We start from the raw sequence: 26,957 nt of genomic DNA, 5'->3' as shown, positions 1-26,957 counted from the left end.
GCTAAAAGCTAAAAGCTAAAAGCTAAAAGCTAAAAGCTAAAAGCTAAAAGCTAAATTATTTCCTCCAATAAAGATCTATTCGATCATTGTGTCCCGTAGTGCTCTGCATACCAAAGTTTAAGTCTTACTGAACAAAAAATATTGCTTAATCGTCAAAGTTAATAGCTTAATCAGACTAATTACGCAGAAATTTTGCATAGTTATGGTAATTATTTTTGTCGCTGCTTTACTGTTTTACTAATGTACTGTGATGAATATGTTAATTTTTCTAAAAAGGGTATATTTATCGGTAGATTACATTTGATTACAATCTGCATAACTTTGATTTCAGGTGTTCTTTTGATGTTTATGAATGTATTTAATTGTCTGATTATTAATTGTTTTTTTTAGTTAACATTGAAACATACATTAACCTTTGTACCTTTTGTGGTTATTCCATTTTTGAGCAGTATATATAATGGTCTTTCATTAAGTTTTCGTTCAGTTAACTCAGCCTAAGTTGCCCCCCTGACTCACAATTCTTATAAAAAGTGAGCATTACCAATCAAGGTAAATTTCCAACAAGTAGGGTTTATTCATGAAAAAATCAACTCTTGGTTTAGCTGTAATCGCAGCAATCCCAATGTTCTCAAGTATGCAAGTAGTAGCGGCCGAAGATGGCGCAAACGCTATTGAAAAAATTCAAGTAACAGGTTCTCGCATTAAGCGCGCAGATATGGAAACCGCTAGCCCTGTTACTTTGATCGGTGCAGATGACATTGCTGCAACCGGTGCTGTTTCGGTTGATTCCGTACTACAAAAAATGACTGCTACTGGTGGTGCAATGACCAACCCAGGCATCAATAATGGTTCTGGTGGTAATGCTTCTATCGATTTACGTGGTTTAGGTTCACAACGTACATTAGTACTTGTAAATGGCCGTCGTATGATCAACTCAGGCACAGGTGCTGCTTCGACTGTTGATTTAAATACTATTCCTGTTTCAATGATCAAGCACATTGAAGTACTTAAAGATGGTGCATCTGCAGTATACGGTACTGATGCGGTTGCAGGTGTTGTAAACATCATCTTAAAAGATGACTTTGAAGGCTTGGATTTAAATGTTAAATCTGCAATCACTACAGAAGGTGATGCTGATGAAACGTCATTCGATATCACTATGGGTGGTAGCTTTGGTCGTGGTAACGTTGTAATTGGTCTTCAATACACTGACCGTGGTGACGCATCTCAAGCGGATCGTAGTTTCTCTGATTGTCCATTAACTGAAGATGGTGACGGCAGTGCTCCTTACTGTTCTGGTTCTTCATACACGCCATATGGTCACGTATGGTCAGGTGATGAATCACTACAAGGTCAAGCAGACAACGGCTGGCATGACTTTGGCTCTGATGATGCGTACAACTACTCATCAGACAGCTACCTATACACGCCTATGCGTCGTTTAAACCTTACAGGTATTGGTAGCTTCGATTTAACAGATGACACCCGTTTATACTCAGAATTTACATACTCTAAGCGTTGGTCAGAGCAACAAATGGCGCCACAGCCTGTATGGTTTGACTTTGATTACACTGAAGATATGGGTAACTCATTAACAAGCAACAATATTAACTACGGTGATGAAATCTCTTACGGTCGTCGTATGACAGACACAGGTACTCGTGATTTCTCACAAGTTGTTGATACTGTGCGTACAGTTGTTGGTGCGGCTGGCTACTTAGATAGCGGTTACGATTGGGATGTGTCTGTAATTTTTGGTCGTAACGATTCAGTTGACCGTTTAAGCAACCTACACAACATGGGCTCTATCCAAGATGCAATCGAAGCGGGTGACTTTAACCCACTTTCACAATCTTCTTGGTCTGCTGAGAGCTTAAGCGATTACGTTTACACAGAGCAAAACTCAGGTGGTAGCCAATTACTAATGTTCACTGCTTCATTAGCGGGCGAAGTAATGGAACTACCTGCAGGTTACGTAGGTTTTGCAGCGGGTGTTGAGCGCCGTGAAGAAAAAGCATGGTACATCCCAGATTCAATCACGTCGCAAGGTCTTGCAAACGACCCACGTGTTGAGCCTACAAGCGGTCGTTTTGACGTAAACGAAGCGTACTTAGAGCTTGCAATTCCATTAGTTAGCGATGCGTTTTTAGCGCAAAACGTTGAACTAAGCACTGCGATCCGTGCATTCGATTACAGCACATTTGGCTCTGACGAAACATGGAAATTGGGTTTAACTTGGCGTGTGAACGACGAAGTAATGCTACGTGGTGTTCGCTCTACAGCATTCCGTGCGCCTACAGTAGCTGAGCTATACTCAGGTAATTCACCGTCATTCGAACAAGTTAGCTTCCCAGGTGCACAAGACCAGGCAGAAGTAACTGTAGGTGGTAATGATCAATTAACGCCTGAAGAAGCTGATACGCTGACTGCGGGTATTGTGTACGAGCCTGAGTGGTTTGAAGGTTTCTCAATGACGTTAGATTACTACGACATTGAAATTGAAAACGCTATTGCGACCGTTAACAACCAGTACATTGTTGACTCTTGTTTAGCATCAGATGGTTCATTAGCTAACCAAGGTACTGCGTTATGTAGCTCAGCTGCGCTATCGTTTAACCAAAGCACTGGCCGTATTGCTTTTAATAACCAACTACAAAACGTAGGTTACGAGCAAACTAAAGGTTACGACTTAAACTTAAACTACACATTTGATGCAGCGGGTCTGGCGTGGAATACATCACTAGATGTAACTTACCTAGACGAGTACCTAGTAGATGTTGTTGAATCAAGCATTGATTACGCTGGTTTAATTACTTCTGGTATTGGTGGTTATGCAGATGTTAAAGCTAACTTTGAGCTAACTGTGAAAGGCGACGCTTGGAACGCAAACTACAAAGCACGCTACATTGCAGGAATGGATAGCTACAGCTGTCAAGGTGATGAGTCATCATGTTATGCGCCTACAACGCCTTCAGTTGTGTATCATGACATAAGCGGTGCTTACATCTTTAACGAGACTGTGTCTGTAACTGCAGGTGTTAACAACTTATTTGATAAGCAACCTCCTTACTACACAGGTAACAACGATTCTAACACTGACCCGTACACGTATGATGTACTAGGTCGCCGTGTATTTGCTGGTGTAAACGTTAAGTTTTAATTAGCACATTAATCGTAAAAAGGCTCAGTGTTTACTGGGCCTTTTTTATTGAACAAAATTAAGGAGGCACGTACACTTATAAACTCAATAAAAGGAGAATTGTTTGATAAAACAAGACGAAAATTTATCTTTTGTCATCGAACCAGAGCTGACCCCTCGCTCTGAGCAGCGTATCGACTTGTACTTTTCTATTCCCAACGAAATGGGTATAAACGCACAAACCCTCAGTGAAGAGTCTTATTTTAATAACCACTTTAAATCGCACTTAGCTTATAACGCTAAAAACATACACTTACCTTTAGTGCGTAGCCGCTTTGTTAGTAAAAACAAAGGTGAGCAGCAAGATTACCGTCAAAACCTTAATTTGTACTGTTATCAGGTGCGTTTAGCGCTCGATGCTGATATTAAAGATGCGTTAAAAATTGAAGAGGTAGGGGCTTTTTACGCCCGCGCGCAAGAGCTATTTGAGCAAAGTGAAGGCTTGTTAAAAAAGCTGCGCAGATATACCCCCGATGATGAAAAATTAGTGCCGTTTTACACCAATGCTGATAACTATTTAAGTTGGCATGTGGAGCAGTCGTTTTTAAAGTTATTAGACGAGGGCCCGCGCAGTAGTGACTTTGCTAAAGAGCGCAACGATTTACTACAATTTTGTAAAAAAGAAAACGCGTACCGGTTTGATCAAAACTATAACTCAGAAACCACGTTACAAGATGGTAACCGTATTACCAATAAAATGCGTTTACTGCAGCGCCTGATAGAGCATGGCGTTATTTTGCATCGCAATACACGTTTTTTAAACAGTTATCTAAAGCGTTTTGTTAAAGGCACAGTAACAGCGGTTATCATGGCATTTGTTATGGTGGTTATACTCAATGCGCGCTCAACCTTTACTGAAGTTACCGCCACCCTTATTTTAATCTTAGGGGTTATTTATGGCCTGCGTGAAATTTTTAAAGAAGATATTACGCGGGTAATCTGGCGCGCAATTGTGCGGGGAAGGCCTAAGTGGCGGTTTGTTTTTAGAAACAGCATCACAAAAGATCGTGTTGCCAGCCAGTTTATTTGGCTTGAATACACGCGCTTTAAGAAAATCCCTAGCGAAGTAAAAAACATATTTTCAAAAAGGCGTCAGCAAAACAAACTCGCTGCACAATGGCTACATTTTGCGAGTGAAACACGTGTGTCTGCCAAAGAGTTTCTGCCAGGTTACGACACGCTTCAACAAAGTATGCGCTTTAATTTGGCACCTTTTGCCCGTTATTTAAAACGCGGTGAGGGTAAGCTTTACCATTTAGATGGCAATAAGATATCTAAACAAGCAGTTGAAAGACGCTATCAGTTAAATTTGGTGATGGTATTAAAAGATGAAGACAGAACCTTATACCAGCGTTATAAAATAACCCTAAATCGTAGTAAAATAGTGAATATTGAGCTTATTTACTCTAAAAAATAAAAAGGGGTAGCAACAGCTATCCCTTTTTTAATTTATACATGGGTAACAGCGTTATTGTGTGATGCCATGCTTAGAATAAATGGTTACTTTATCTGAGACGAGCGTAATTTCGATGTTTTTAGACTCATCACCCCATACGCAATTAGTGTGCAGTGTTTTTTCTACACAGTTATCAGCAGCGCCTAAAATAGCTTCTACCTCCGCTTTATCCATACCTACTTCAATCTTTTCGTAGTTTTCTAAAGTTACTTTTGAACAAGCTGCAAGGCTTAACGTTGCTGCAATAATAAGGAATTTTTTCATTGTTATGTCCTATTGATTTAATGTTTATACTTTCGAATTTGTACAATCATACCCATACGAGGATGATCAAAATAATGGATCTCACCACTTATCACACGTTTAAATTGTGAAAAGCGAGCTGATTCTATATCTCCGTTAGAAAGCTTCTGGTTTACATCAAAATTAGCAGTGATATACAAATAATGGCGTAAATGTATTTTAAATAAACCATCTAACTCCCAATAGCTCAAAGGCTCAGCTGAGGTATCAAAAAGCTGTGGTTTTTGTTGCACTAAGCTAATAAAGTCGGGGTTTGAGTAACTCGAAGCTTTTGTTATCTCTCGTTTTATCTGCTCGCCAGAAATTAAATGTATACTGGGTGCTCGCGATTTACTTGCCCCTTCAAAACGCCAGCCAGTGTGAAGCAGGGGTGATAAACCTTTGCGCTCAAGCGCTCGGCGTTGAGCGTTAAATTGTAATTGCTCTGGCGAAAGTAAATACGGTTTATCCATCGTATCTTGTGTCGGGGCTAATGGAGTCACCGGTAGTTCATCGTAGCTTTTCATAAAGTCGATGCTGTTATCACATACTCCAGATTGTGGATTAGTGTTAACTAAAGAGTCGGTAAATGAACGCTTTTGAAAACGACTATCGCCATCTATACACGCTTGCATTGCCTGCTCAGTGTATAGCGGGGTGAGTAATTCTAAGGTGTTTTTAGCCTTAATGGGGTCGTGTTTTAAGCTAAAGTCTTCTTGTAAATACGGGGCAGGGCGCTGTTTAAATATCAGCACCTCTACTTCAAACCAACGTTCTGCAAATGCGGCACTGCTAAATAAGCAGCATAAAACGATAAGCGATTTTTTTAGCAACATTAATGGCTAACCTTTTTTTCGAAATCTGCAATCATTGCAGTGACCATTTTTAAGCGTTCACGAGGGTTTACCTCATTAATTGCAAAGCGCAATTTGTTTGCGCCATCCATTTTGTACACATGGGGTGCACTTTGTATCAAGCCTATGATGAAGCTAGGATTAACCTTGGTATTTTGACTAAACTCAAAGTAGCCCCCTTTAGGGTTTGCCTCTATTTTTGTAATGCCTAAGTCGCTGGCGCGCATTTTTAGTTGCTGCATGCTAAATAGGTTTTTAGTGGCATCAGGTAATAAACCAAATCTGTCTATTAACTCTACTTTCAATTCATCCATCTCGCCAAGATTAGCACAACTTGCTATGCGCTTGTACATACCTAGGCGTGCGTTAACATCGTGTATGTAATCATCAGGTAACAAGGCAGGGAGCTTTAAATCGACCTCAGTTTGTTGCTGCAGCAAGTTTTCTAGGGTGGGCTCTTTGCCGTTTTTAAGGGCATTAACTGCTTGCTCTAGCATTTCCATATACAAACTAAAGCCAATGGTTTGCATTTGTCCTGATTGGTCATCGCCTAATAGCTCACCCGCACCACGTATTTCTAAATCGTGTGTTGCAAGGGCAAAACCTGCGCCTAAATCTTCCAACGACTCAATTGCTTGTAAGCGTTTGGTGGCATCTTTAGACAATGCTTTAGCATCGCCGGTTAATAAATAAGCATACGCTTGGTGATGACTTCGTCCGACACGCCCGCGCAATTGGTGTAGCTGCGCAAGGCCGAGCTTATCTGCTCTATCCATGATAATCGTATTGGCGGTAGGTACATCAATACCGGTTTCGATAATGGTGGTACACACGATTACATTGTATTTCTGGTGATAAAAATCAGTCATTATTTGCTCAAGCTCTTGCTCGCGCATTTGCCCATGAGCAGAGGTAACACTGGCCTCTGGTACCCATTCACTGATTTCTTGCGATACCCGCTCAATCGTTTCTACATTGTTGTGTAAAAAGTACACTTGGCCGCCGCGCTTAATTTCACGCAGTATAGCCTCGCGTATCAAATCGCTATCACGTTGACGCACAAAAGTTTTAACCGCTAAACGCTTAGCCGGTGGGGTGGCAATAATCGATAAATCGCGCATGCCACTCATCGCCATATTTAACGTACGCGGAATAGGGGTTGCAGTAAGTGTTAAAATATCTACATCTGCACGTAGTGATTTTATTTTTTCTTTTTGACGTACGCCAAAGCGGTGCTCTTCATCAACAATCAGTAAACCTAAATCGTTAAATTTAATATCTTGCTGGATTAATTTATGCGTACCAATAACGATATCAAGCTTACCCTCGGCCATTTTTTCGAGTGTGTCTTTTTGCTCTTTTGATGAGTTAAAGCGCGAAAGTACACCCACTTCTATAGGAAAATCAGCAAAACGGTCTTTAAAGTTTTCATAGTGTTGCTGCGCAAGTAAGGTGGTGGGTACCAGTACCGCAACTTGTTTGTTATCGTTTACTGCTACAAACGCGGCGCGCATCGCCACTTCCGTTTTACCAAAACCAACATCACCACACACTAAACGGTCCATAGCAAGGTTTGATTGCATATCGCCAAGTACAGCTTCAATAGCGTTGCGTTGATCGTCGGTTTCTTCAAAAGGGAAGCTATCGCTAAATTGACGATAACTTTGCCCATCGAGCGCAAACTTATTGCCCGGCTTGGCCTGGCGCTGTGCGTAAATATCTAATAGCTCTGCGGCCACATCGCGTACTTTCTCGGCGGCGCGCTTTTTGGCTTTTTCCCACGCATCTGAGCCTAGCTTATGAAGTGGGGCACTTGATTCTTCACCGCCTGAATAACGGCTAAGCATATGCAGTGCCGATACCGGCACATACAGTTTTGCCTCACCAGCGTAGATGATAGTCACAAACTCAGTCACTACGCCTGCTGCATCAATTGTTTGTAAGCCTTGGTAGCGACCAACACCGTGATCAAGGTGAACAATTGGCTGGCCTTCTTTAAGTTCCGCTAGGTTGCGAATTAATGCATCTTGGCTTGCTTCGTATTTATGTTTACGGCGCCTACGCTGCGATACCTTAATACCTAACAGCTCTTGCTCGGTAATAATTGAAAGGCTAGGCTTTGTGCCAAGCACTACACTTTGCTCAAGGGGGCTTACAATTAAGCCAACATCACTTTGGCTTTGCGTAAATTGCTGTAAGCTATCAAATTCTTTAAATTTTAAGCCGCTTGGTTTGAGCACACTTAATAAAGACTCGCGACGCCCGTCTGATTCAACACTGAGTAATATGCGGCTTTTTTTCTTTTTTTGCTCTGCTACGTAGTTTATGAATGCCCCGTAGGGTTCGTGCTGTTTATGATCGATTCTTAGGGGCGGCAGCTCGCTCACATTTAAGTTTTTATTGCCCGCTTTAGTCGGCAATTTAGCTTGCGATAAACGGATTCGAGCAAATTTACTTAAATTAGAGAAAAGTTCATTAATAGGTTGATACAACTCACTCGGCGCAAGTAGGGGCCTTAGTGGGTCTACCTTACGGTTTTCGTAGCGTACGTTTACATCGTGCCAAAAAGTATCAGCTGCATGTTCCAAATCACCCAACTGCATAACTGTTGTGGTGTTAGGTAAGTAATCAAAAATGGTGGCAAGCTGTTCAAAAAATAGCGGCATGTAGTATTCAATACCGGCGGGCCACGTACCTTTGCTGACTTGCATGTAAACAGAGTCTTGCTCTGAGCTGGCACCAAATTTATCGCGATAGTTTATTCTAAAGCGCTCAACGTCAGACTCGTTGGTTGGAAATTCATGCGCAGGAAGTAACTCAATCTTATCTACCTTGTCATCTGATCGCTGGGTTTCAACGTCAAATAAGCGAATAGAGTCGAGCTCGTCATCAAAAAAGTCGAGCCTAAAGGGGTGTACACTGCCCATCGGGTACAAATCAACAATAGAGCCACGTATTGCGTATTCGCCGTGCTCCATTACCTGTTGTACGTTTAAATACCCTGCTTGTTCTAAATTACTGCGCAAGTTATGGGTGTCGAGCTTATCGCCTACTTTAAAATTAAGGGTAGAGCCATAAATAAACGATGCGGGCGCAGTACGTAACATCAAGGTAGATACAGGTACTATCAGTACACTTTGCTGCTCGTTTTTTAACGTATTCAGTGTGGCTAAACGGGCTGAAATAATATTTTGGTGCGGCGAAAAATGGTCATACGGCAAGGTTTCCCAATCAGGAAATACCATTACCGGGTTATCGGGTAGTAAGTATTCAAGTTCGGTTTCAAGTCGTAATGCGCTTGGCGTATCTGGCGTTACAATGAGCACTAAACTGTTTTGTTGTTTAACACCTTCTGCAATGGCTATACTTAATGCACTGCCAGTTAGCTGCCCCCATTGAATTTTATCTTTTTGAGATTTTACCCAAGGCAAGGCTGCCCATTGCTCAAACGCCATTTAGTGCTCCATTTTATTATTGGCGTTTGAATACAAACGCCGTGTAGTTATTTAGTCTCGATAAATTTTTGTTAAGTCTTGATAGTGATCAATTCTGCGGTCACGTAAGTACGGCCAAATACGTCTTACGTTTTCTGAGGCTTTTTGATCAAGCTCTACGACTAAAATTTGCTCATCGGAATTATTTGCCTCTGAGAGCATTTCGCCTTGTGGGCCTGCTATAAACGAGTTACCCCAAAATTGAATGCCTTCGCTTTGTCCGCTAGGATCATTTTCGTGGCCTACACGGTTACAGCTAATAACAGGTACGCCGTTCGCAACCGCGTGCGCTCGCTGGCTTATTACCCACGCGTCTTTTTGGCGGGTTTGTTCATCGCTGTCATCACGAGGGTCCCACCCAATGGCTGTAGGATAAATTAAGACCTCTGCGCCGGCCATAGCCATTAAACGCGCCGCCTCTGGAAACCATTGATCCCAGCACACCAATACCCCTAATTTACCTACTGAGGTTTGAATTGGCTCAAAACCTAAATCGCCTGGGGTAAAGTAAAATTTTTCGTAAAAGCCCGGATCATCAGGAATGTGCATTTTACGGTATTTACCGGCAATGCTGCCGTCTTTTTCAAGTACCACAGCGGTATTGTGATAAAGCCCAGTGGCGCGTTTTTCAAACAGTGAAGCCACAATTACAATACCTAGCTCCTTGGCAAGCTCACCTAATGTATTTGAGCTGGGGCCTGGGATTGTTTCGGCCAAGTCAAACACATCAACATTTTCTGTTTGGCAAAAGTACAAACTGCGATGTAGTTCTTGTAAAACTACAAGCTGCGCGCCTTGCGAAGCCGCATCACGAATGCCCGCAATCGACTTAGCCATATTTTGCTCGGCGTTATCATTGTTCGTTTGTTGCACTAAGGCAACGGTTAATTTGGCAGGGCTTGTCATTGTGCTGCTCCAGCTAAAAATCCACGCGGTAATTGCATGGTAATACAATGCAAACTACCAAATTGTTCAATAATAGGAAGGCAATTAACGCCAACAATAGTGTGCTCTGGGTATGCTTTTTGTACTTGCGCAAGAGCGAGTGTGTCTCTCTCATCATTATAGGTTGGCACAAGTACCGTATTATTAATGATTAAGTAATTAGCATACGTTGCCGGTAAGCGGGTGTTGTCATCATCAAACACCGGCTTTGGCCACGGCAAATCAATTAACGTATATGGGGTATTATTTTGCGTTTTAAAGTTTTGTAGTTGTTTTTCCATCGCATCTAATGCGCTGAAGTGCTCATCGTCTCTAGCATCGCACTTAACGTACACCAGTGTATTGTTTGGTGCAAAACGTACCAGTGTGTCAATGTGGCTGTCGGTGTCATCACCGGCTAAATAGCCATGATCTACCCATAAAAAGTCAGTGGCGCCTAAATGCGTTTTTAAAATTGACTCAATATCGCCTGATGATAAATCAGGGTTGCGGTTTTTGTTTAGCAAACATTCGCTGGTTGTAAGCAACACACCGTGTTCGTTAATTTCAATACCGCCGCCTTCAAGTACCATATCAAGGGCTTGGTACTGAGTGTTTGAATTACTGAGCTCGTTTACCAGTACTGCATTAATTTTATTATCCAGCGCACTTTCGAACTTATTGCCCCAGCCATTAAAGATAAAATCATATATTTTAAGTTGGCGGGAATCGTTAATATTTGCACAGGTAATAGGGCCGTGATCGCGCGCCCACGTATCGTTTGTTGGCGTAACAACAAAGTGTACTTGGCTTAAGTCTATATTCGCTTTTGTTAGCAATGCAGTAATGTGGCGTTTAAGTGTCGTGTTATGGGCCACAATAACAAGCTGTTGCACTGCGGTGATATGCGTTGCAAGCTCAACATACACAGGCTCTACGCGTTCAAGCGTATCTGCCCAATCGGTCTGTGCATGGGGCCAAGTAAGCATAACGGCATCTTGCTTAGCCCATTCAGGTAAAAGTCTAAAGTTCATGAAGTTTTGATACAAATTACGGTGGCGCTAGTTTAGCATTTTACATGCATATGTCAGCTATTTCTCGCTGCTTGAATCATCGTCAATTTGCTCAAGTTCTTGGCGTTTTTTTAGCTGGCGTGTTTGTGCATGTAAGCTGGCCCTTACCACTAATTCTTGGTCTGTGGTTCTTATTGCAGTAAACAGCAATGTGTATTGGTAGTGGTCGCTGTCTTGTTTTTCAACGGCGACAACTTCCGTATAGCAGTAAACAGCTGAGGCTTCGTGGTGCAAAAATAGCTTTGTTCTAAAAGCTTGGCCTATTGCGTATACATCGGGAGAAGTAAAGCGTATGCCGCCTCCGCCGTAGCTATCGCAATGGATGGCATTATCTTGCGCTTGCTCTGAGGCTAAAATGTGGCTCATTATTAAATCAATTTTACGCGACTGTGCTTGTAAAAAAGCTGCTAGCTCTTGTGCTAAATCGCCTAAGTTTCTCAGGGGTCTTAAAGAGGCCTGTTCAAGCTCACTGACTTCGTTAGCCAGCTTAAATAGAGGAGGTATGTCGTCTTCAAGTGCGAGTTGAGATTGCGGCACTAACTGATTATCTACAGCAAATAAGTTTACCCGAATACTTTCATTTATTTGAAAGTACTCTTCAAATTCGCTTAATCTTTGACTGTTCATAATTATCTCCACTGCGTATTCATTAAATAGTAGCGTTGTGGGGAGTAAATTGCTAGCAGATAAAAACCTTAAATACTTTGTTTATACGTGGTTTTTAGTAATAAAAAAGCGGCCAATGTCATCCTAACATCAGCCGCTTGGGTATTGATTAATTAGCGCGGTACGTGCTTATTTAAGTAGAGCGGCTAATTCATGTAAATCTTTCACAACATGGTCAGGTTTTTTAGCCAGTGGGTAAAGTGTTTTACCTGGGCGGGCTATAAAGGTTGTTTGTAAGCCGGCTTCTTTTGCACCTGCAACATCCCAACCGTGCGCCGCAACCATCATTGCTTCATTTGCTTTTACATTTAATTTTGTTAACACCCACTCATAAGCACGTAAGTCTGGTTTATAAATTTTAATATCTTCAATGCTGTAGCGCGCATCAAAGAACGACATTAATCCAGCGCTCTCAAACTGGGCTTTAACACCTTTGTTTGAAGAATTCGTAAGGCTTACTAATTTATAGCCCTGTGCTTTGAGTTTTGCCAGTCCTTCTTTTACATCGTCATGCGGTGGCAAAGTTAAAAGCGGGGTGACGATGGCTGTTTTTGCTTGTTCGCTGGTTATATCAATATTGTTATTGGTCGCAACCATAAGTAATGACGCCACACCTATTTGGCCAAAATCATGGTAATTGCCACTGACTGTATCAACAAGCGAGTGATGCAACATGGTCGAAAACCACAGTGGTAATAAATCTTCACGCCCACCAAGCGCTTTACCAATCGAGGTACGCATTGAAGTTAAATCGAGTAGTGTTTCGTTTACATCAAAAATAAGTACTTTCGGTTTTACCTGTGTAGGTTTTTCCTCAGCTTGTGCTAAACCAGAAATTAAGCTGCTACCTACAAGTAGTGAGAGGCTAAGTGTTTTTAACGATTTTAAAATAGACATTACTTGTGCTCCGATTCAAGGGCGGCCATTACATCAGCAGGCTCTGCGCGTAGGGTGTAGTCTTCGTTTAGAAATGCGTAAGTAATTATGCCCTGTTGATTTATTACATACGTCGCTGGTAAAGGTAATTGATAGCTTTTATCGCCGTAGTAATGTTCAAAATCAATCCCAAATTGCGTATAAAGCGCTTGAATACGCTCATCGAGAGTAAACAGTAAGCCAAATTTTTCAGCCACTTCATTACTCACGTCCGAGAGTACATCAAATTCAAGGTCATTTTTTTGCGTTGTTGAGAGTGTTTCATCAGGGAGTTGTGGCGATATTGCAATGAGCTGAGCACTTTGAGTTTTAAATTGTGGTAAGTGATCATTGAGTGCTTTTAGCTCTAAATTACAATATGGGCACCACCCGCCGCGGTAAAAACTAATAATGACTGGGCCTTTAGTTAATAAATCATTTAGCTCAATATTTTCACCGTTGTGGTTATTTAAATTAAAGTTGCTTACTTTATCACCCACTTGCAAAGCATTATTTTTAATATGCTGCGCTATAAGCTCTTCATTGGTAGTGTCCATTAAAGCCAACACATCCGCTGGCAATTTGGCTGCTTTTTCCACGTTATAAGCGTCTATTTGTGCTTTTAAACTCATTTTTTAAACCTCAACTTTGTATTTAACATGAGTATGAGTGTTTTGGTTATTTAAATAAACATTGCAAAAGTGAAAGCTTCATTCGAAAATATTAAACATTAAAAACTGCCTAGCCTCGCATATGTATAACTTAAGTGACTTAGAAACGTTTATTGCTGTAGTCGAAAATAAAGGAGTGCTTGCTGCCGCACGTGAGCAGCGCTTGTCACCTGCAACAGTAAGCCATCGCCTTAGTAAGCTAGAGCGTGCGCTAAGTACTGTTTTGGTCTTTAGAGACAGTAGGCGGGTTAGACTATCGCCTGCTGGCGAGCTGTTTTATCAACGCGTAGGGGCAATTATAGAAGCGCTGCACGATGCCGAGCATAGCATTGGCGCACGTAGCTCGTCGGTAAGTGGGTTATTACGTGTGACAATGCCGCCGTGGGTTTTTTCAAAATATGTTATGCCAAAACTGACCGAGTTTGAAAGCCAATACCCAGAACTAAAACTCGACTTTTTAATTACTGATCATTTTGTCAATGTGGTTGATGATGCACAGGATGTGGCTATAAGGGTAGGGCAATTAACAGATTCAGGGCTGCTTTCGCGTAAAATTATAAACAACTCGCGTATTTTATGTGCTGCACCAAATTATATAAAAAAGCATGGTATGCCGAGTACATTAGCTGAACTTAGCGAGCACTATTGGGTGTGCCTGCCTTGGCAAAGGCAATTAAAACTATATGACGAGGCTAATAAAATACACACCTTTCATGCCAAAACGCGCTTTACGATTTCAAACTCCGATAACATGACACAAGCAGCCCTTGCTGGGCATGGCATAGCCATTAAATCTAAAATAGCCATAAACGATGAGCTAAGAGCGGGCAACTTGGTCGAAGTGATGCCCAACGCAATGGCACAAAGTGACGCACCGGTTTGGTTTTTGCGCCCGCAAAATAGCTTAACAACCCGTAAAACAGAGGTGTTTTATGAATTTATGAAATCTTTATTTACGCGCTGTGAATAGGCGGTTATAGCAGCCTTTAACGATAACCAACATAACAAAGCCTGCTAATTCGGCAAAAACAGCAATAATAATGGCACTAACAAGCGCTGCTATTATGGAATCTTTTTTTAACACTATTTGCCCTTCAAAGCGTTGCCATACTTGCTTTTTTACGGTGAGAAAATCGCTGGTTAAGGTATATAAATAGGGCGATCGTTTGAAGTCATAAACAGCTGTTTGTAAGACTTTTTGTCGATTAGCAAGCGCTTTTATATGCTCAGCCCCTTTGCCAATAATAACATCATCAATATTTTCGTAATGGGTAATTAGCTCGTTTAAATCATTATTAAAGTAGTTTTGAGCATCTTTTTGAAATGGGGCTAATGCGTTGTCCGCTTCTATTAAATGTACTTGTAAAGCTTGGCCGTAGTCACTTACAAACGCGGGTATTTGTACCCCAAGCAGTAAGCCTGCAGCAAAAAAACTGAGTCTTATGTAATCTAAAAGCTTACTCATTTTATCTCCTGTTTACTCAAAACCTACCTAAACAACGCTAAATTAACATTTACGCTTGTTTTTATGCCAAAAACTCGTAATCTATCGGTAATAAAAATAACAATAGGCATGAGTTAAGGATGACTACCGACGTTAATATGGCAGCAACATTTTTTGATATCACAAAGCAGTTGAAACGCTTTGTGTCGCGTATTGTACAGCCTGATGACGTAGAAGATATTGTGCAAGAAACTTTTATCAAAAGCTACGAAGCTGATTTAAATCAAGATATTCAATTTAGACGCAGTTATATGTTAAAAACTGCAAAGCATTTGGCGCTTAATCATATTGCCAAGTGGGATAACAAGTTTAATGATTCGTTAGAGCATAACACAGAGCTCCCCCCGTTACTTAAATCCTCCCAACTTGAGGATGAATACACCTCAAAAGAGCGATTTTTACTTTTTTGCAGGGCAACGGATCAATTAAATTCTTCTATTCGTAAATGTTTTATATTTAAAAAAGTGTACGGTATGAGCCAAAAAGAGATTGCCCAACACATGCAATTAAGTGAAAGCACGGTAGAAAAACACATTGCCAAAGGTTTATTACAAACCATGTTATACATGAAAGAATATGAACAAAGCCCTAATCAATCTGCGTGTGATGAAGCTCATCCGATTAAGAGGGCGGTAAAATGAATAATGTGCATCAATTTACCTCTAAAGATCTAATTTTAGAAAAAGCCTGCGAATGGATCAGTGCCATAGACAGAGGCCTTACTGAAGCCGAAAAAGAGCAGTTTAAACTTTGGATGATACAAAGTACTGCTCATCAAGATGCGGTATATGAGCTTGCCCAACTTTGGGACGAATTGGCAGTATTGAATGAGCTAAGTAGTTTATTTCCGCACAGAAGCGTAAAGCCTCAAAAGCCAAAAAGGTTATTTTCAGGGGCTATTGCAGCAAGCTTGTTTGCGGCGCTAATGGTATGTAGTTATTTATTAATTAACTTGGAAAATGGCTACAACGCTGATCTGGCTAAAATAAACTACACAAAAATTTATACTACGAAAGTGGGTGAGCAAGCCACATATGTATTACCTGACGGTACAATTGTACAGTTAAATACAAATAGCTTGCTAGAGGTTGCTTATAGCAAAGGGCGTCGTCAACTGTTACTTAATAGAGGTGAAGGGCGTTTTAATGTAGCAAAAGATGCATCGCGCCCATTTAGCGTGATGGCAGGTGATAAGAGTTTTACAGCATTAGGCACAGTGTTTAATGTACAGCGCAACACAAGCTCTGATTTAGAGCTTGTTGTAACCGAAGGTAAAGTAATGATCACCGACCCGAGTGTTGCAGTCAGCGCGCACGATTTCCAAGGGTATCAATTAGCAGATAACAATACTGCAAAAATACGAAATATTAACGCTAATATTGTCACTTCAGGTGAAAAAGCCATCATTGAACAAAGTATTACTAAGCCTATTACACAGCTTTCTGTGGATGATGTACAACGCGATTTAGCGTGGCAAAACGGCATGTTAATTTTTAATGGTGAGCATTTAAGCGAGGCCTTAAATGAAGTAAGTCGCTACACTTCTACGCGTTTTGAGCTGGCAACAGCAGAACTTGCCAACATAAAAGTGGCGGGTGTATTTAAAGCGGGCGATGTTGAAGGGCTGCTTGAAAGTTTACAGACTAATTTTGCAATTGAGCACACGCATTTAGGTGAACATATGGTAACCCTAACACAACAAACTAAATCATAAGAAATGTTATGCACATTAAACACATGTTAGTTGAGGTTGCTTTTTTAAATGCAAATAGTAAAAAAAAATTTAAAAAAAAGATAAAAAACTATAGAGGATTTTTGTTTGCCAGCTGTTTATTAACGTTGCGCAGTAACCAAATGCATCTAGTGAGTGGCTTAAGTGTTCTTGCTCCGGCTATTTTTAGCATGAGTGTGCAAGGGGCAACACAGACCATAGAGCAAATGGTGCAATTTGATATTCAAGCGCAGCGAGCAGACAAAGCGTTAATAGAATTTGCCAAGCAAACAGAGCAAACCGTGGTGTTTTCCTATGAGCTAGCTAAAAATTATCAAGCAAATTCGGTTTATGGTTTTTATACCCAGTTTGATGCATTACAAGCATTATTGAATGGGACTGAGCTCGATGCGGTTGTCGATCAAAATGGTTTACTGAGAATAAAACTCAAACAAATCAATAGGAAAGATAACAACATGATGAAGCTTTCAGGGGTTAGTGCAGCTGTATTACCAGTATTACTTGCAGCAAATTCACACAGTGTGAATGCAGCAGAAGAAGGTGCACAAGAGAAAATAGAAAAAATTGCTATTGTTGGTAGCCGCGTCGCTGGGCGCTCAGTCGAAGACTTACCGGTACCCGTTGATATTTTAAGTGCTGAAGCACTAGAAAACACAGGCCAAACTGAAGTTGGCCGTATGTTACAAGCGATTGCACCTTCGTTTAACTTTTCAAGCTCGTCAATCAGTGACGGCACTGATGCCTTACGACCAGCAACACTGCGTGGCTTAGGGCCTGACCAAACATTGGTGCTGATTAATGGTAAGCGCCGTCATCAGGCAAGTATTATTCATATCAATACCTCAGTAGGTCGTGGTACCGCAGGCACCGATATGAACGCTATTCCAGCCTCAGCTATTAAACGTATAGAAGTATTACGAGATGGCGCCGCAGCGCAATACGGCTCAGATGCAATTGCCGGTGTAATTAATATTGTACTAAAAGATGGCAGTGAGGGCGGTAAAGCGGCCGTTAATTACGGCGAGTACTCAGAGGGCGATGGCGAAACCGTAAATGTAGATTTTAATAAAGGGTTTGCCCTAGGCGATAGCGGCTACTTAAATGCCACACTTAACTACCGCGACCGCGCGCCTACTAACCGCGCAGGTTTGCACGGCTCGTGTCAGTTTTATGGCTGTACGGAGCTTAGCGACGGTACGTTATTGGCAGGCGATCCACGTGAGCTGACTGCAAATAGAGATACCTTTAGAATTGGTGATGCTGACTCGCAGCAGTTTGGCTTAACGGTTAATACCGGTTATGAATTGGGTGATGGCGAGCTTTACGGCTTTATTACGTATTCAACGCGCGATAACGAATCAGCAGCGTTTTTCCGCCATAATGCAAATGCAGGTGGTAACCCGGTTTTACAAGATAACGATGCAACTATTCCGCTGGGCTTTTTACCTAAAATTAATACCACCATTGATGATATTTCTTACAACTTTGGCTACAAAACCGATTTTGATAACGACGCGAGCTTAGATGTATCGTACACCTACGGTGAAAACAGCATTGATTACACAACAAGCGATACTATTAATGCCTCTTACGCTAACTTTTTACGTTACGAGCAAGGTTTAAGTGCCGCTGATATTCGCAGCACTATCCCGCGTGAAGCTTATGCTTATGGCATGGAGCTATCACTGCAAACCATTAATATCGACTTTACACAAAACTTTGATGATTACTCACTGGCTATGGGTGCCGAAATTCGTACCGATGAATACCGCATTCTAGAGGGCAGCGAATATGCTTATCGTGATTACGACACCCTTGATGGAGTAAGTATTTATAGTGGTTTAAGTGGCGGAGTTGGATCAGAAGATGCCTCTGGCGGCACGCAAGGCTTTGGTGGCTCTTCGCCGGCGTCATCAGTTGATGAGTCGCGCGATGTAATTTCGTTTTACCTTGATGCTGAAACCTATCTAATTGAAGATGTTATTTTATCAGGCGCACTACGTTACGATAATTACAAAGGCTTTGGCGACACGGTAAACTTTAAGCTTGCGGGTAATTGGGCAATTACGGATGATGTGTCACTGCGCGGTGCATTAAGCTCAGGCTTTAGAGCACCTTCTATGCAGCAACTATACTTTAACAATATTAGTACGCAGTTCGTTGTAGCAGAAGATGGCTCACTCGTTGCTGAAGAAGTCGGTACATTTAGAAACGATTCAACCCTTGCACAAAGTTTAGGTATTCCAAAGCTAAAAGAAGAAAAATCTCAAAACCGTAGTTTAGGTATTGTCTACAACGTGACGGATAACATTAATGTTACTGTGGATTACTACTCAATTGATATTGACGACCGCATAGTAATTAGTAATCGTTTAGGCAAAGGGCTGTCTTCAAGCCTAGATGCAGCATTAATTAGCTCAGGCGCTGGTGCAGGGCAGTTTTTCTTAAATGGTGCTGATACTGAAACTTCGGGTATTGATTTTGTAGCTACTTGGAATACCGAGGGCTTAGGCGGCACGCTTGATTTTACATTAGCGGCTAACTTTACAGAAACTGAGGTGGTGTCGTTATTTACGCCATCAGGCTCAGGGCTTGAAACCGTGCCGGTTGAAGATGTTTTTTCTGATCAAGAAATTTCAATTATTGAAGAGTGGCAACCTGAAGATCGCATTAATTTAAGTGCGTTTTATCAGCGTGGTGACTGGACTGTAAACCTTTCACTTAACCGCTTTGGTGAATACACAGTAGAAGATGGTGGGCGCCAAACCTACGGCGCGGAAATTTTAACTGACGTTAAAGTTAACTACTTCGTGACTGAAGGTTTATCTGTAAATATTGGTGCAAATAATTTATTTGACGTGTACCCAGATAAAAACACCATTGGTAACTCACGTTCGGGCACAATTGTAGACGCTAACGGTAATACAATTGTAAGCAGCGATGGTGTATTTGAATACTCTCGCCGCTCTGCACCATTTGGTTTTAACGGTGCATACTACTACGTAGGTGCAGAATACCGCTTTTAATAAATAACACTCCCTTATGTTATTTAAGTTCAAAGGGCCGTAAGGCCCTTTTTTGTGTTGTACATAAAGCTTGTAATACAGAAAACCCAGCGGCTAGGCTGGGTTTTAAATATATACAATTACAAATTAATGTTTTTGCATGCGGCTCATTTCGGTATGGCAACTTTGCATGGTTAGTAAAGTTTTAGCTAATGCAGCTTCACAATCGGCTGGCTGTGGTTTATCCATGGCTGCTTTAATTTCTTCAAGGGTTTTATCTTCTACCTCTTCAAGCTCTTTAACGTATGTTTCATCGTTATCAGAGCTAAACGTAGTAAGTAGCGCTGTGTAAGCTCTGCGTGCTTCTACAGCAAAAGATGAGCCGTCTTCACGCTCGCCTTTTTCGTTAACTGCATAAGGCTGCAAGCGCTCAACACTTACTTTTCGTGCGTCAATCATGCGTTGAAATAATGCGCCAATGGCTGGGTCTTCAACTTTCTCTTGCGCTTTTTGATAAAAGTCTATGCCACTGTTCATTACTTGGATGATGTCAGTAATATGAGTTGCTTCGGTTCCTTGATGGGTATTCATAATGACCTCTCTATACATGAATTTAAATTTCATAATAAACAGAGCAAAGGGCATTCCAATATAAATATTTTTTATAAGCTTTTGATTTATAATGTTATTGTTTTGTTTTGGTGCCGCGAGGTATCTTAAACACACAAGAAACCTCGCAAATTTTACATACCTTTTGTAATAACGTTATTTTAATTCCTCAGCCACCTCAGCTACTTTTTGGCGTAACCAAATATGACTTGCATCGCGATGCAGTAAGGGGCTCCAAATCATATCAAGCTCAAAAGGCGGTATAGGAAATGGCGGCTCTAAAATTTTAAGACCTGCGTCATCTAAGTAAATATTGGCAGCTTTTGAGGGAAGAGTGGCGACTAAATTTTGCTCTTTGGCTAAATGAATGGCTACGTGGTAATTACGAGTAAATGTGGCAATATTTCGGTGTTTACCAAAATGGGCAAGTGCTTCATCAACCCAACCTAGTTTTTGTACATCCTTAGGGTCCATTCCTACGCCAACCCCAAAGCCGGTTTTACTTACCCATATATGGCGGGCTTTTAAATAGCTATCTAGGCTAAAGTTTTCAATAATGGGGTTGTCGGCTTTTACTAAGCAACAAAAGCTGTCTTTCCAAATACGTTTATGATGAAAAGATTGCGGCAGATTTTCAAAGCGGTTAATGGCCATATCCACTTTACCATTTTCAACATCATGAAACGTGACATCACTTGGCGTGAGTATATCTAAGGTAGTATCGGGGGCTTCTTCATGTAGTTTACTTAAAAGCTTTGGCGCTAAAGTGCTGGCTGCGTAGTCACTGGCCATTATTCTAAATACACGTTTACTTTGGCTTGCTTCAAATTCGCGATTCGGTGCAAGGGTTTCCTCTAAAGTCATTAATATACCGCGAATAACAGGCTGAAGCTCTATAGCACGCTCTGTTGGAACCATTCCTTCGCTCGTGCGTACTAAAATTGGATCATTAAATAAGTTGCGTAAACGTTTGAGGCCATTACTCATCGCTGGTTGAGTTATACTTAATTGGTTTGCGGCGCGGGTTACATTACACTCACGTAACAGGGTGTCGAGGTAAACCAGCAAATTTAAATCTATTTTACTTATATTCATTGTGTGTCCTTTAACGCTTACCAGTGATGAATAAAGCGTTGTGCTGTCGGGTAGGGGTAGATGTGGCTAACATGACCCATTTTTATATTGTGTTGAGCTTGCTTCCAAAAGTTTACGTCAACAAGCTCGGGGTGTGTACTGAGCAAAAACTGTTTATATTTTGGGTTGGGCATAACAAAAGTACACAGCTGCTCAGGAAATACATCTTGTGGTGCTACGGAATAACTTTGCTCATCGGTTAAGTAATCATCATAGCTTTTGGCCTTAGGTAAGGCCCTAAAGTTCATATCTGTTAAGTATTGAACTTCATCGTAATCATAAAAAATAATGCGTTTGTGTTTGCTCACGCCAAAGTTTTTAAGCAGCATATCGCCTGGGAATATATTTACCGCGATCATTTCTTTAAGTGCTTGGCCGTACTCTTCTATTGCATCGGCGGCGTTTTCTTCACTCGCGTTTTCTAAAAATAAATTAAGCGGTGTCATGCGCCTTTCAATGTATAAGTGTTTAATGATGAGCCAGTCACCTTCAATCACCATAGATGAGCCAATAGTTTTATGTAGCTGCGCCAGTAAATTACTATCAAAGCGGGCTAAAGGAAATACGACGTTAGAGTATTCTATCGTGTCGGCCATACGGCCAACCCGATCATGACTTTTTACTAGTTGGTAACGTTTCAGCACGGTATCGCGGCCAAACGGTTTGCTTTCGCCAAATTTGTCTTTAATAATTTTAAATACATAACCAAAAGAGGGCAGCGTAAATACCATCATTACCATACCAGGGGTGCCTGGTGCGATAATAAAGTCATCATCTGAATGAGACAAGTGATGTAAAAACTCACGGTAAAACTCAGTTTTCCCTTGTTTATGAAAACCAATCGCATTATATAGCTCAGCGAGTGTTTTATTTGGCATTAGTTGATTTAAAAATCGTACCATTGCTGAGGGGGCATGAGTCTCAACCATAAAATATGCCCGTGCAAAGCCAAAAATAACCCGCATTTGTGATGATTTGGTCAACAGCGCATCGAGGTATAATCCTTTATCTTCATGGTGCAATACGGCAATAATAAAAGGCTGTACACCGCTTTGTGATACTACTCGACCGACTATGTAAGCTGCTTTATTACGATAAAATGGCGCGTGCAAAATATCAAAGCGCATTTGCCAAGGCTGGTGGTGAGTGTCGGGCGCTTGTTTGTAAAATGCTTTTACGAGCAAGCGTATATCGCGCTCTAAATTGACAAACGAAGCTTTAAAATCAAAATGTTCAATAATACGCTTTATAGTGGGCTTTAAACCATCAACTACCGGGAAATAACTGCGGTATTCGGCCTCAACAGGAATAGCTGGCGCATCTTTTAACGTGGCTTGTACAAATATAAAGTCGTTATGAAAATAGCGCCTGTGGTACAAACGGCAAAACACTGAGTTATAAAAAGTTTCGGCAAGTTCGGCTTGCGGGTGAAAACACAAAAAGTGTTGGTATAGCTTTTTTACCTCAAGCCACAAGTGTTCATCTAATCGCTCAGTTAACTGTGCGTTTTTTAAGGCTTTAGTGGTTTCGTTTACTCTGTCATCGTAATAACTAATGCGCAGTTTGCTAATTTTATTAATCTGCTGCCAGTCGCGATTTGCAAAGGCAAGCGGGGCTAGAGCGGTGGTTTTTTGAAACAACTGATAATGCTTTTTAAACCCCGTTAAAATTAATTCAGCTATGTGGCGTGGCTGCATAAACACTCCTTAAAAAAGTGTATATAACGATTTTAGAACAGCATGTATAAATGTAAGGGGGGCTGTAGCGTTATACACATTAGAGCTTTAACTCTATAGTTGTTAAGGGTATGTTATTTTAAGTTTAAAACCAAGATAAATATTCTCAGTTTTTATACTCTGAGCTTAAAGCATAATTGAGTGTGATAGCAACAGCGCTATTGATAAGAGGCTATTTTTTTCTCCAACTTTTTAATGCGCTTTTCAATTTCGGTGGTTTGCTTTTTATAATCTTTATTTATTATTTTTAATTGCTTAGTTATATCTTTACTAATTAACTTTTTGTCTTCATCGTCTAAAATGCGATTTAGCCGCTGGTGTTGGTTGTACTCTGCGCGGTCTTTTTCGCGTTTTATAATTGCTAATTTATTGGTATTACTTCTGAGTTCAGCGTTTAGATCGCGCACAATACGCTCACGCTCTAACGCATTTAACTCTTTTGTGAAATCTTGTGCTGGTGCTGTATTGATGCCAGAAACAGTATTAATTGTATAGGCAGTGGCGTTGTCATTACATGGGAATTGTGAAAAGGTAGTCCCATTTTTTGTTACGCACTTATAATAGGTAGTGGCATTTTGTGCGTTCACAGGTAGCGCGCATACCATCAGTGCGCATAAAAAAAGTATGTGTACTTGCATAAAAATCATCCCTGAACAATTACTATGGTTTAGTAAATATAACCTAGCTTGGTGTTATAGCAAGCTAGGTTAAGGGATAGGGCTATTGTGTGTAGGTTTTTAGCCTTTTAATACTTTGTACTAAAAATGGGATGTCGAGACTTTGTTCAATAGAAAAACCTTCAGCGGCAGATATATTTTTATAGTTACCGTCTGAGTCTATTAATGTAATTCTATCTTTTTTATAAGCAATAACCACACCTTGTGAGTAGTTAACACCCGTATCGGCTTTTTTCTTATACAGGTTTTCACCAAGCATGGTTTGTTTAACAACAGCCTGACAGTTTAAGTATTGGCCTACACTGGTTGCAATAATGTCACTAGGTTGAATAAGCCCATCTACTTTAGTTATTCGTTTATCAGAGCTATACAACACCGACGACGTGACTACTTCAGAGCTTTTACTGGCTAAGCTAAATGCATAAATGTGTGTGTTATCAGTGCGAGCAGACGGGTTATCTTCACCTTTAATAATTCTTATCGCGCTGTTTGAATGGGCTTGATCATTAATAAAATTTAGATTTTCTATACCCGCAAGTTCAACACTTCTGCGCTGGCTTTGCCAAGCGGGTAACGTTTGCTCTGATAAAATAGCCATTTTATAAAAAGAGGGTAAGCCATACACTAAGCTAAATAAACTATCACCATGGTGTGTTGGTTGTAAAAATTGCTCCGTTTTGTGCAAGCTTTTATGCTTAGCAACAAACCGACTTAACTGCTCGTTGGTATCAAATACAAAAATGTCTACTTGCTGCTCAGTGTAATCTTCACATTTTTGCAGTGGCGCAGGAATTTGATAACTAACGTTTTGATTATTAATTCTTACATTATGAGCTTGTTTATAGCTTTCAATGTCGAGTAAATCATTTTTTGCTAATAAGCTTTTAGCGGTCGTAGGGTACGAAAGCGGTAAAACGTTATCTTGTTTTGTTATATCAAACTTAAGATTTGCATCAGCCCAAATATGAATGCTGTGACTAAGTGCAAAACAAAGTACTAAAAACGAACTCGCAAAACGGGCAAATTTAAGTTGTTTTAAGCGGGCTAGGTGCTTCCAAGTGTAGTTACTAACAATTAACTGAAAACCAAGAATGAGTAAAACAATACCACCGGCAAGCAACGTAGTAAGCGTTGGTGAGCTGGTAAGTCGGTGCCAAAGCAGCGAAATAATTTCAGGTAATGCCGATGAGCTTAAGTGATAGCCTAAATTAACATATACGTAAGCATCAAGTGTTAAAATAGACGCCCCAAGAGTGGCAATAACCGCAGCCATGCCTCGAATATGTCGTGGGTAAGGAAAAACTAAACTTAATGGAAATACCGTCAGCACAAATGCTAAAAAAGCAATAAAGCTCGTATGGCTCAGCCACGTCACTAGCATATAAGTTATACCCATAAAACTAGTTGGCGGTGAATCAGCAAATAAAAAGCTTAGACTAATAAAAAGCGCTAAACCAATATTTGCAAAAGTGAACCAGTGGCCCCAACTTAATAATTGACTCGCTTTAGACGAAAACTGATTGTGCTGCGATAAATTCATATAGTTTATTTAACCGACTGAGCAAGTGCTTTAGCAAAGTTTTCAGTAACGGCTTGTCTTTTCCCTGCAGGTACATGCTCTTTTAGGATATGCGTGATAGAATTTCCTAAACACATAAGGCTTAAATCAACCGGCGCATTATGTTGCGTTAGCACATCAATGAGCTGATCGACGATTTGTTCTACTTCTTCATTAGAGTATTTTGATAAGATTGGCATCAGTTGGTTCAATAAAAGAGTTATATTCCCGTATTTTAACACCAGAGGCGTGAAAAACAAAGATGACAACAGACGTTAAAAAATTAGTCGTTCATTATGTAGACAAAAAAGACGACGATACGCAAATTCACCTACGAAACGATGAAATGGTGATAAACGATAAAGTCGCTGTTTTTATCGAACAACTCCATCATGCATACAACTCAAAGCCAGGCAAAGGTTATTGTGCATTTAGTGGTGATAAAAACAGCGTTGTCGCATCGGCAATGCAAAGCTATCGAAATGACGAACTAGGCTTTTGGCACATGACCGAGCAAGCATCCACTGTTTTAAAAGAAGAGCTTGATAAGTACGCATTTAGCGAAACTGGTTATTTAGTATTTTGTCATTATCAGTATGTGGCTACTGATTACATGCTAATTGCTATGATCAACATAAAAGAGCACTACAGCATGACCTCTGAGCTTGATTTAGCAGCGTCGCGCCATTTAGATATATCACGCATGCAATTAGCAGCTCGTATTGATTTAAGCGCATGGGATACCCAAGCTGACGATAATCGCTATATCTCGTTTATTAAGGGGCGTGCAGGGCGAAAAGTAGCTGACTTTTTCTTAGACTTTTTAGGCTGTGAAGAGGGCATAGATCCTAAACAACAAAGCCAAGTTATGCTTAGTGCAGTTGAAGATTATCTATCAGAGCAAGAGTTTGATAAATCAGAAAAAGATGAGCTACGTAAGCAAGTATTTGACTACTGTAACGATTGCGTAACCACGGGCGAAGATGCAAGCGTAAGTGAGCTTTCGGCAACACTAACAAAAGGTGATGACAGCCCGTTTGATAATTTCTGTAAAGAGCAAAGCTATGACTTAGAAGACTCTTTCCCTGTCGATAAAAAAACGGTCACCAGCATGGTTAAGTTCTCGGGCTTAGGCGGCGGTGTCAGTATTAGTTTTGAGCGCAAGCACTTAGGTGAGCGCGTAACTTATAACGAAGCAACAGATACACTGGTCATTAAAGGCGTACCGCCTAACTTAAAAGATCAATTACAACGCTTTATGGAAGATGAAAGCGAGTAAACTTTATAGTTTATTTAAAATTGATTTAAAAGCGTGGTATTGGCATCACGCTTTTTTATTACCTTTAATTTATCCTGCCACGTCAACAAGTTGTGCATCTACAAGTAAATCCTATCTATAATGTTAAGTTTTGGCTGTAGATACCATCTCTCATTTTAAGCTTCAAGGTCGTATTTAACTTTCTTGGAG

Annotated in this window: 22 protein-coding genes; 7 read left to right on the top strand and 15 right to left on the bottom strand. The window is 40.7% G+C overall.

Annotated features, from left to right (window positions below; translation table 11 throughout):
• The first annotated feature begins 577 nt into the window (after positions 1 to 577).
• Positions 578 to 3,160, top strand: a complete 2,583-nt coding sequence (locus AABI99_RS11935; protein WP_338366038.1) for a TonB-dependent receptor — start codon at positions 578 to 580, stop codon at positions 3,158 to 3,160.
• Between the two features lie 103 nt (positions 3,161 to 3,263).
• On the top strand, positions 3,264 to 4,616 hold the full coding sequence (locus AABI99_RS11930; RefSeq protein WP_338366037.1) for a hypothetical protein: 1,353 nt from the start codon (positions 3,264 to 3,266) through the stop codon (positions 4,614 to 4,616).
• 51 nt (positions 4,617 to 4,667) lie between these two features.
• Here the strand turns inward: AABI99_RS11930 and AABI99_RS11925 are convergent, their stop codons facing one another.
• The 8 genes from AABI99_RS11925 to AABI99_RS11890 all read right to left on the bottom strand — a co-directional run bounded on the left by AABI99_RS11925 (position 4,668) and on the right by AABI99_RS11890 (position 13,495).
• Positions 4,668 to 4,919: a DUF3862 domain-containing protein gene (locus AABI99_RS11925; protein ID WP_338366036.1), complete on the bottom strand. Its 252-nt coding sequence runs from the start codon at positions 4,917 to 4,919 to the stop codon at positions 4,668 to 4,670.
• A gap of 17 nt (positions 4,920 to 4,936) precedes the next feature.
• Positions 4,937 to 5,773: a peptidoglycan binding protein CsiV gene (locus tag AABI99_RS11920; protein ID WP_338366035.1), complete on the bottom strand. Its 837-nt coding sequence runs from the start codon at positions 5,771 to 5,773 to the stop codon at positions 4,937 to 4,939.
• A complete protein-coding gene (gene mfd / locus AABI99_RS11915) occupies positions 5,773 to 9,246 on the bottom strand; it encodes a transcription-repair coupling factor (protein ID WP_338366034.1) in 3,474 nt (1,157 codons plus the stop codon). Before mfd ends, AABI99_RS11920 begins: the two co-directional genes overlap by 1 nt.
• Positions 9,247 to 9,297: 51 nt before the next feature.
• Positions 9,298 to 10,191 (bottom strand): carbon-nitrogen hydrolase, encoded by an 894-nt coding sequence (locus AABI99_RS11910; protein WP_338366032.1) that lies wholly within the window; start codon positions 10,189 to 10,191, stop codon positions 9,298 to 9,300.
• Positions 10,188 to 11,243: an agmatine deiminase family protein gene (locus AABI99_RS11905; protein WP_338366031.1), complete on the bottom strand. Its 1,056-nt coding sequence runs from the start codon at positions 11,241 to 11,243 to the stop codon at positions 10,188 to 10,190. Before AABI99_RS11905 ends, AABI99_RS11910 begins: the two co-directional genes overlap by 4 nt.
• A gap of 57 nt (positions 11,244 to 11,300) precedes the next feature.
• Positions 11,301 to 11,909, bottom strand: a complete 609-nt coding sequence (locus tag AABI99_RS11900) for a PilZ domain-containing protein (RefSeq protein WP_338366030.1) — start codon at positions 11,907 to 11,909, stop codon at positions 11,301 to 11,303.
• A gap of 168 nt (positions 11,910 to 12,077) precedes the next feature.
• On the bottom strand, positions 12,078 to 12,845 hold the full coding sequence (locus tag AABI99_RS11895) for a haloacid dehalogenase type II (protein WP_338366029.1): 768 nt from the start codon (positions 12,843 to 12,845) through the stop codon (positions 12,078 to 12,080).
• Positions 12,845 to 13,495: a peroxiredoxin-like family protein gene (locus AABI99_RS11890; RefSeq protein WP_338366028.1), complete on the bottom strand. Its 651-nt coding sequence runs from the start codon at positions 13,493 to 13,495 to the stop codon at positions 12,845 to 12,847. Before AABI99_RS11890 ends, AABI99_RS11895 begins: the two co-directional genes overlap by 1 nt.
• Positions 13,496 to 13,616: 121 nt before the next feature.
• Between AABI99_RS11890 and AABI99_RS11885 the strand changes: the two genes are divergently transcribed.
• Positions 13,617 to 14,504: a LysR family transcriptional regulator gene (locus AABI99_RS11885; RefSeq protein WP_338366027.1), complete on the top strand. Its 888-nt coding sequence runs from the start codon at positions 13,617 to 13,619 to the stop codon at positions 14,502 to 14,504.
• Here the strand turns inward: AABI99_RS11885 and AABI99_RS11880 are convergent.
• Positions 14,484 to 14,999, bottom strand: a complete 516-nt coding sequence (locus AABI99_RS11880) for a DUF2937 family protein (RefSeq protein WP_338366026.1) — start codon at positions 14,997 to 14,999, stop codon at positions 14,484 to 14,486. The two genes, AABI99_RS11885 and AABI99_RS11880, sit on opposite strands and share 21 nt — an antisense overlap.
• A 119-nt stretch (positions 15,000 to 15,118) precedes the next feature.
• Here AABI99_RS11880 and AABI99_RS11875 point away from each other — a divergent pair, with 119 nt between their 5' ends.
• The 3 genes from AABI99_RS11875 to AABI99_RS11865 are packed head-to-tail and all read left to right on the top strand — an operon-like array spanning position 15,119 to position 19,796.
• Entirely contained in the window at positions 15,119 to 15,679 is a 561-nt protein-coding gene (locus tag AABI99_RS11875; protein WP_338366025.1) for an RNA polymerase sigma factor, read from the top strand.
• Complete coding sequence (locus AABI99_RS11870; RefSeq protein ID WP_338366024.1) at positions 15,676 to 16,752, top strand: FecR domain-containing protein; 1,077 nt, start codon at positions 15,676 to 15,678, stop codon at positions 16,750 to 16,752. The genes AABI99_RS11875 and AABI99_RS11870 overlap by 4 nt, the downstream gene beginning before the upstream one ends.
• 8 nt (positions 16,753 to 16,760) lie before the next feature.
• Positions 16,761 to 19,796: a TonB-dependent receptor gene (locus AABI99_RS11865; RefSeq protein ID WP_338366023.1), complete on the top strand. Its 3,036-nt coding sequence runs from the start codon at positions 16,761 to 16,763 to the stop codon at positions 19,794 to 19,796.
• A 126-nt stretch (positions 19,797 to 19,922) separates the two neighbouring features.
• On the opposite strand, the gene AABI99_RS11860 is transcribed toward AABI99_RS11865, so the two are convergent.
• From AABI99_RS11860 to AABI99_RS11835, 6 genes are all read right to left on the bottom strand, one after another.
• A complete protein-coding gene (locus AABI99_RS11860; RefSeq protein ID WP_338366021.1) occupies positions 19,923 to 20,366 on the bottom strand; it encodes a PA2169 family four-helix-bundle protein in 444 nt (147 codons plus the stop codon).
• Positions 20,367 to 20,540: 174 nt separating this feature from the next.
• Positions 20,541 to 21,479, bottom strand: a complete 939-nt coding sequence (locus AABI99_RS11855) for a LysR family transcriptional regulator (RefSeq protein ID WP_338366020.1) — start codon at positions 21,477 to 21,479, stop codon at positions 20,541 to 20,543.
• Positions 21,480 to 21,496: 17 nt separating this feature from the next.
• Positions 21,497 to 23,215, bottom strand: coding sequence for a bifunctional isocitrate dehydrogenase kinase/phosphatase (gene aceK, locus AABI99_RS11850; protein WP_338366019.1), 1,719 nt, complete (start codon positions 23,213 to 23,215; stop codon positions 21,497 to 21,499).
• Positions 23,216 to 23,412: 197 nt separating this feature from the next.
• Positions 23,413 to 23,892, bottom strand: coding sequence for a DUF4124 domain-containing protein (locus AABI99_RS11845; RefSeq protein ID WP_338366017.1), 480 nt, complete (start codon positions 23,890 to 23,892; stop codon positions 23,413 to 23,415).
• An 82-nt stretch (positions 23,893 to 23,974) separates the two neighbouring features.
• Positions 23,975 to 25,471, bottom strand: coding sequence for a DUF3413 domain-containing protein (locus AABI99_RS11840; protein WP_338366016.1), 1,497 nt, complete (start codon positions 25,469 to 25,471; stop codon positions 23,975 to 23,977).
• Between the two features lie 5 nt (positions 25,472 to 25,476).
• Positions 25,477 to 25,689, bottom strand: coding sequence for a DUF1414 domain-containing protein (locus tag AABI99_RS11835; RefSeq protein ID WP_004588923.1), 213 nt, complete (start codon positions 25,687 to 25,689; stop codon positions 25,477 to 25,479).
• Between the two features lie 62 nt (positions 25,690 to 25,751).
• Between AABI99_RS11835 and yejK the strand changes: the two genes are divergently transcribed.
• Positions 25,752 to 26,768, top strand: coding sequence for a nucleoid-associated protein YejK (gene yejK / locus AABI99_RS11830; RefSeq protein ID WP_338366012.1), 1,017 nt, complete (start codon positions 25,752 to 25,754; stop codon positions 26,766 to 26,768).
• The last annotated feature ends 189 nt before the right edge of the window (positions 26,769 to 26,957 follow it).

It is taken from the genome of uncultured Pseudoalteromonas sp., from assembly GCF_963922945.1.
In the GTDB taxonomy this organism is placed as follows: Bacteria; Pseudomonadota; Gammaproteobacteria; order Enterobacterales; family Alteromonadaceae; genus Pseudoalteromonas.
The sequence above is the reverse complement of the archived record's forward strand: the minus strand, read 5'-3'. Positions and strand labels throughout refer to the sequence as shown.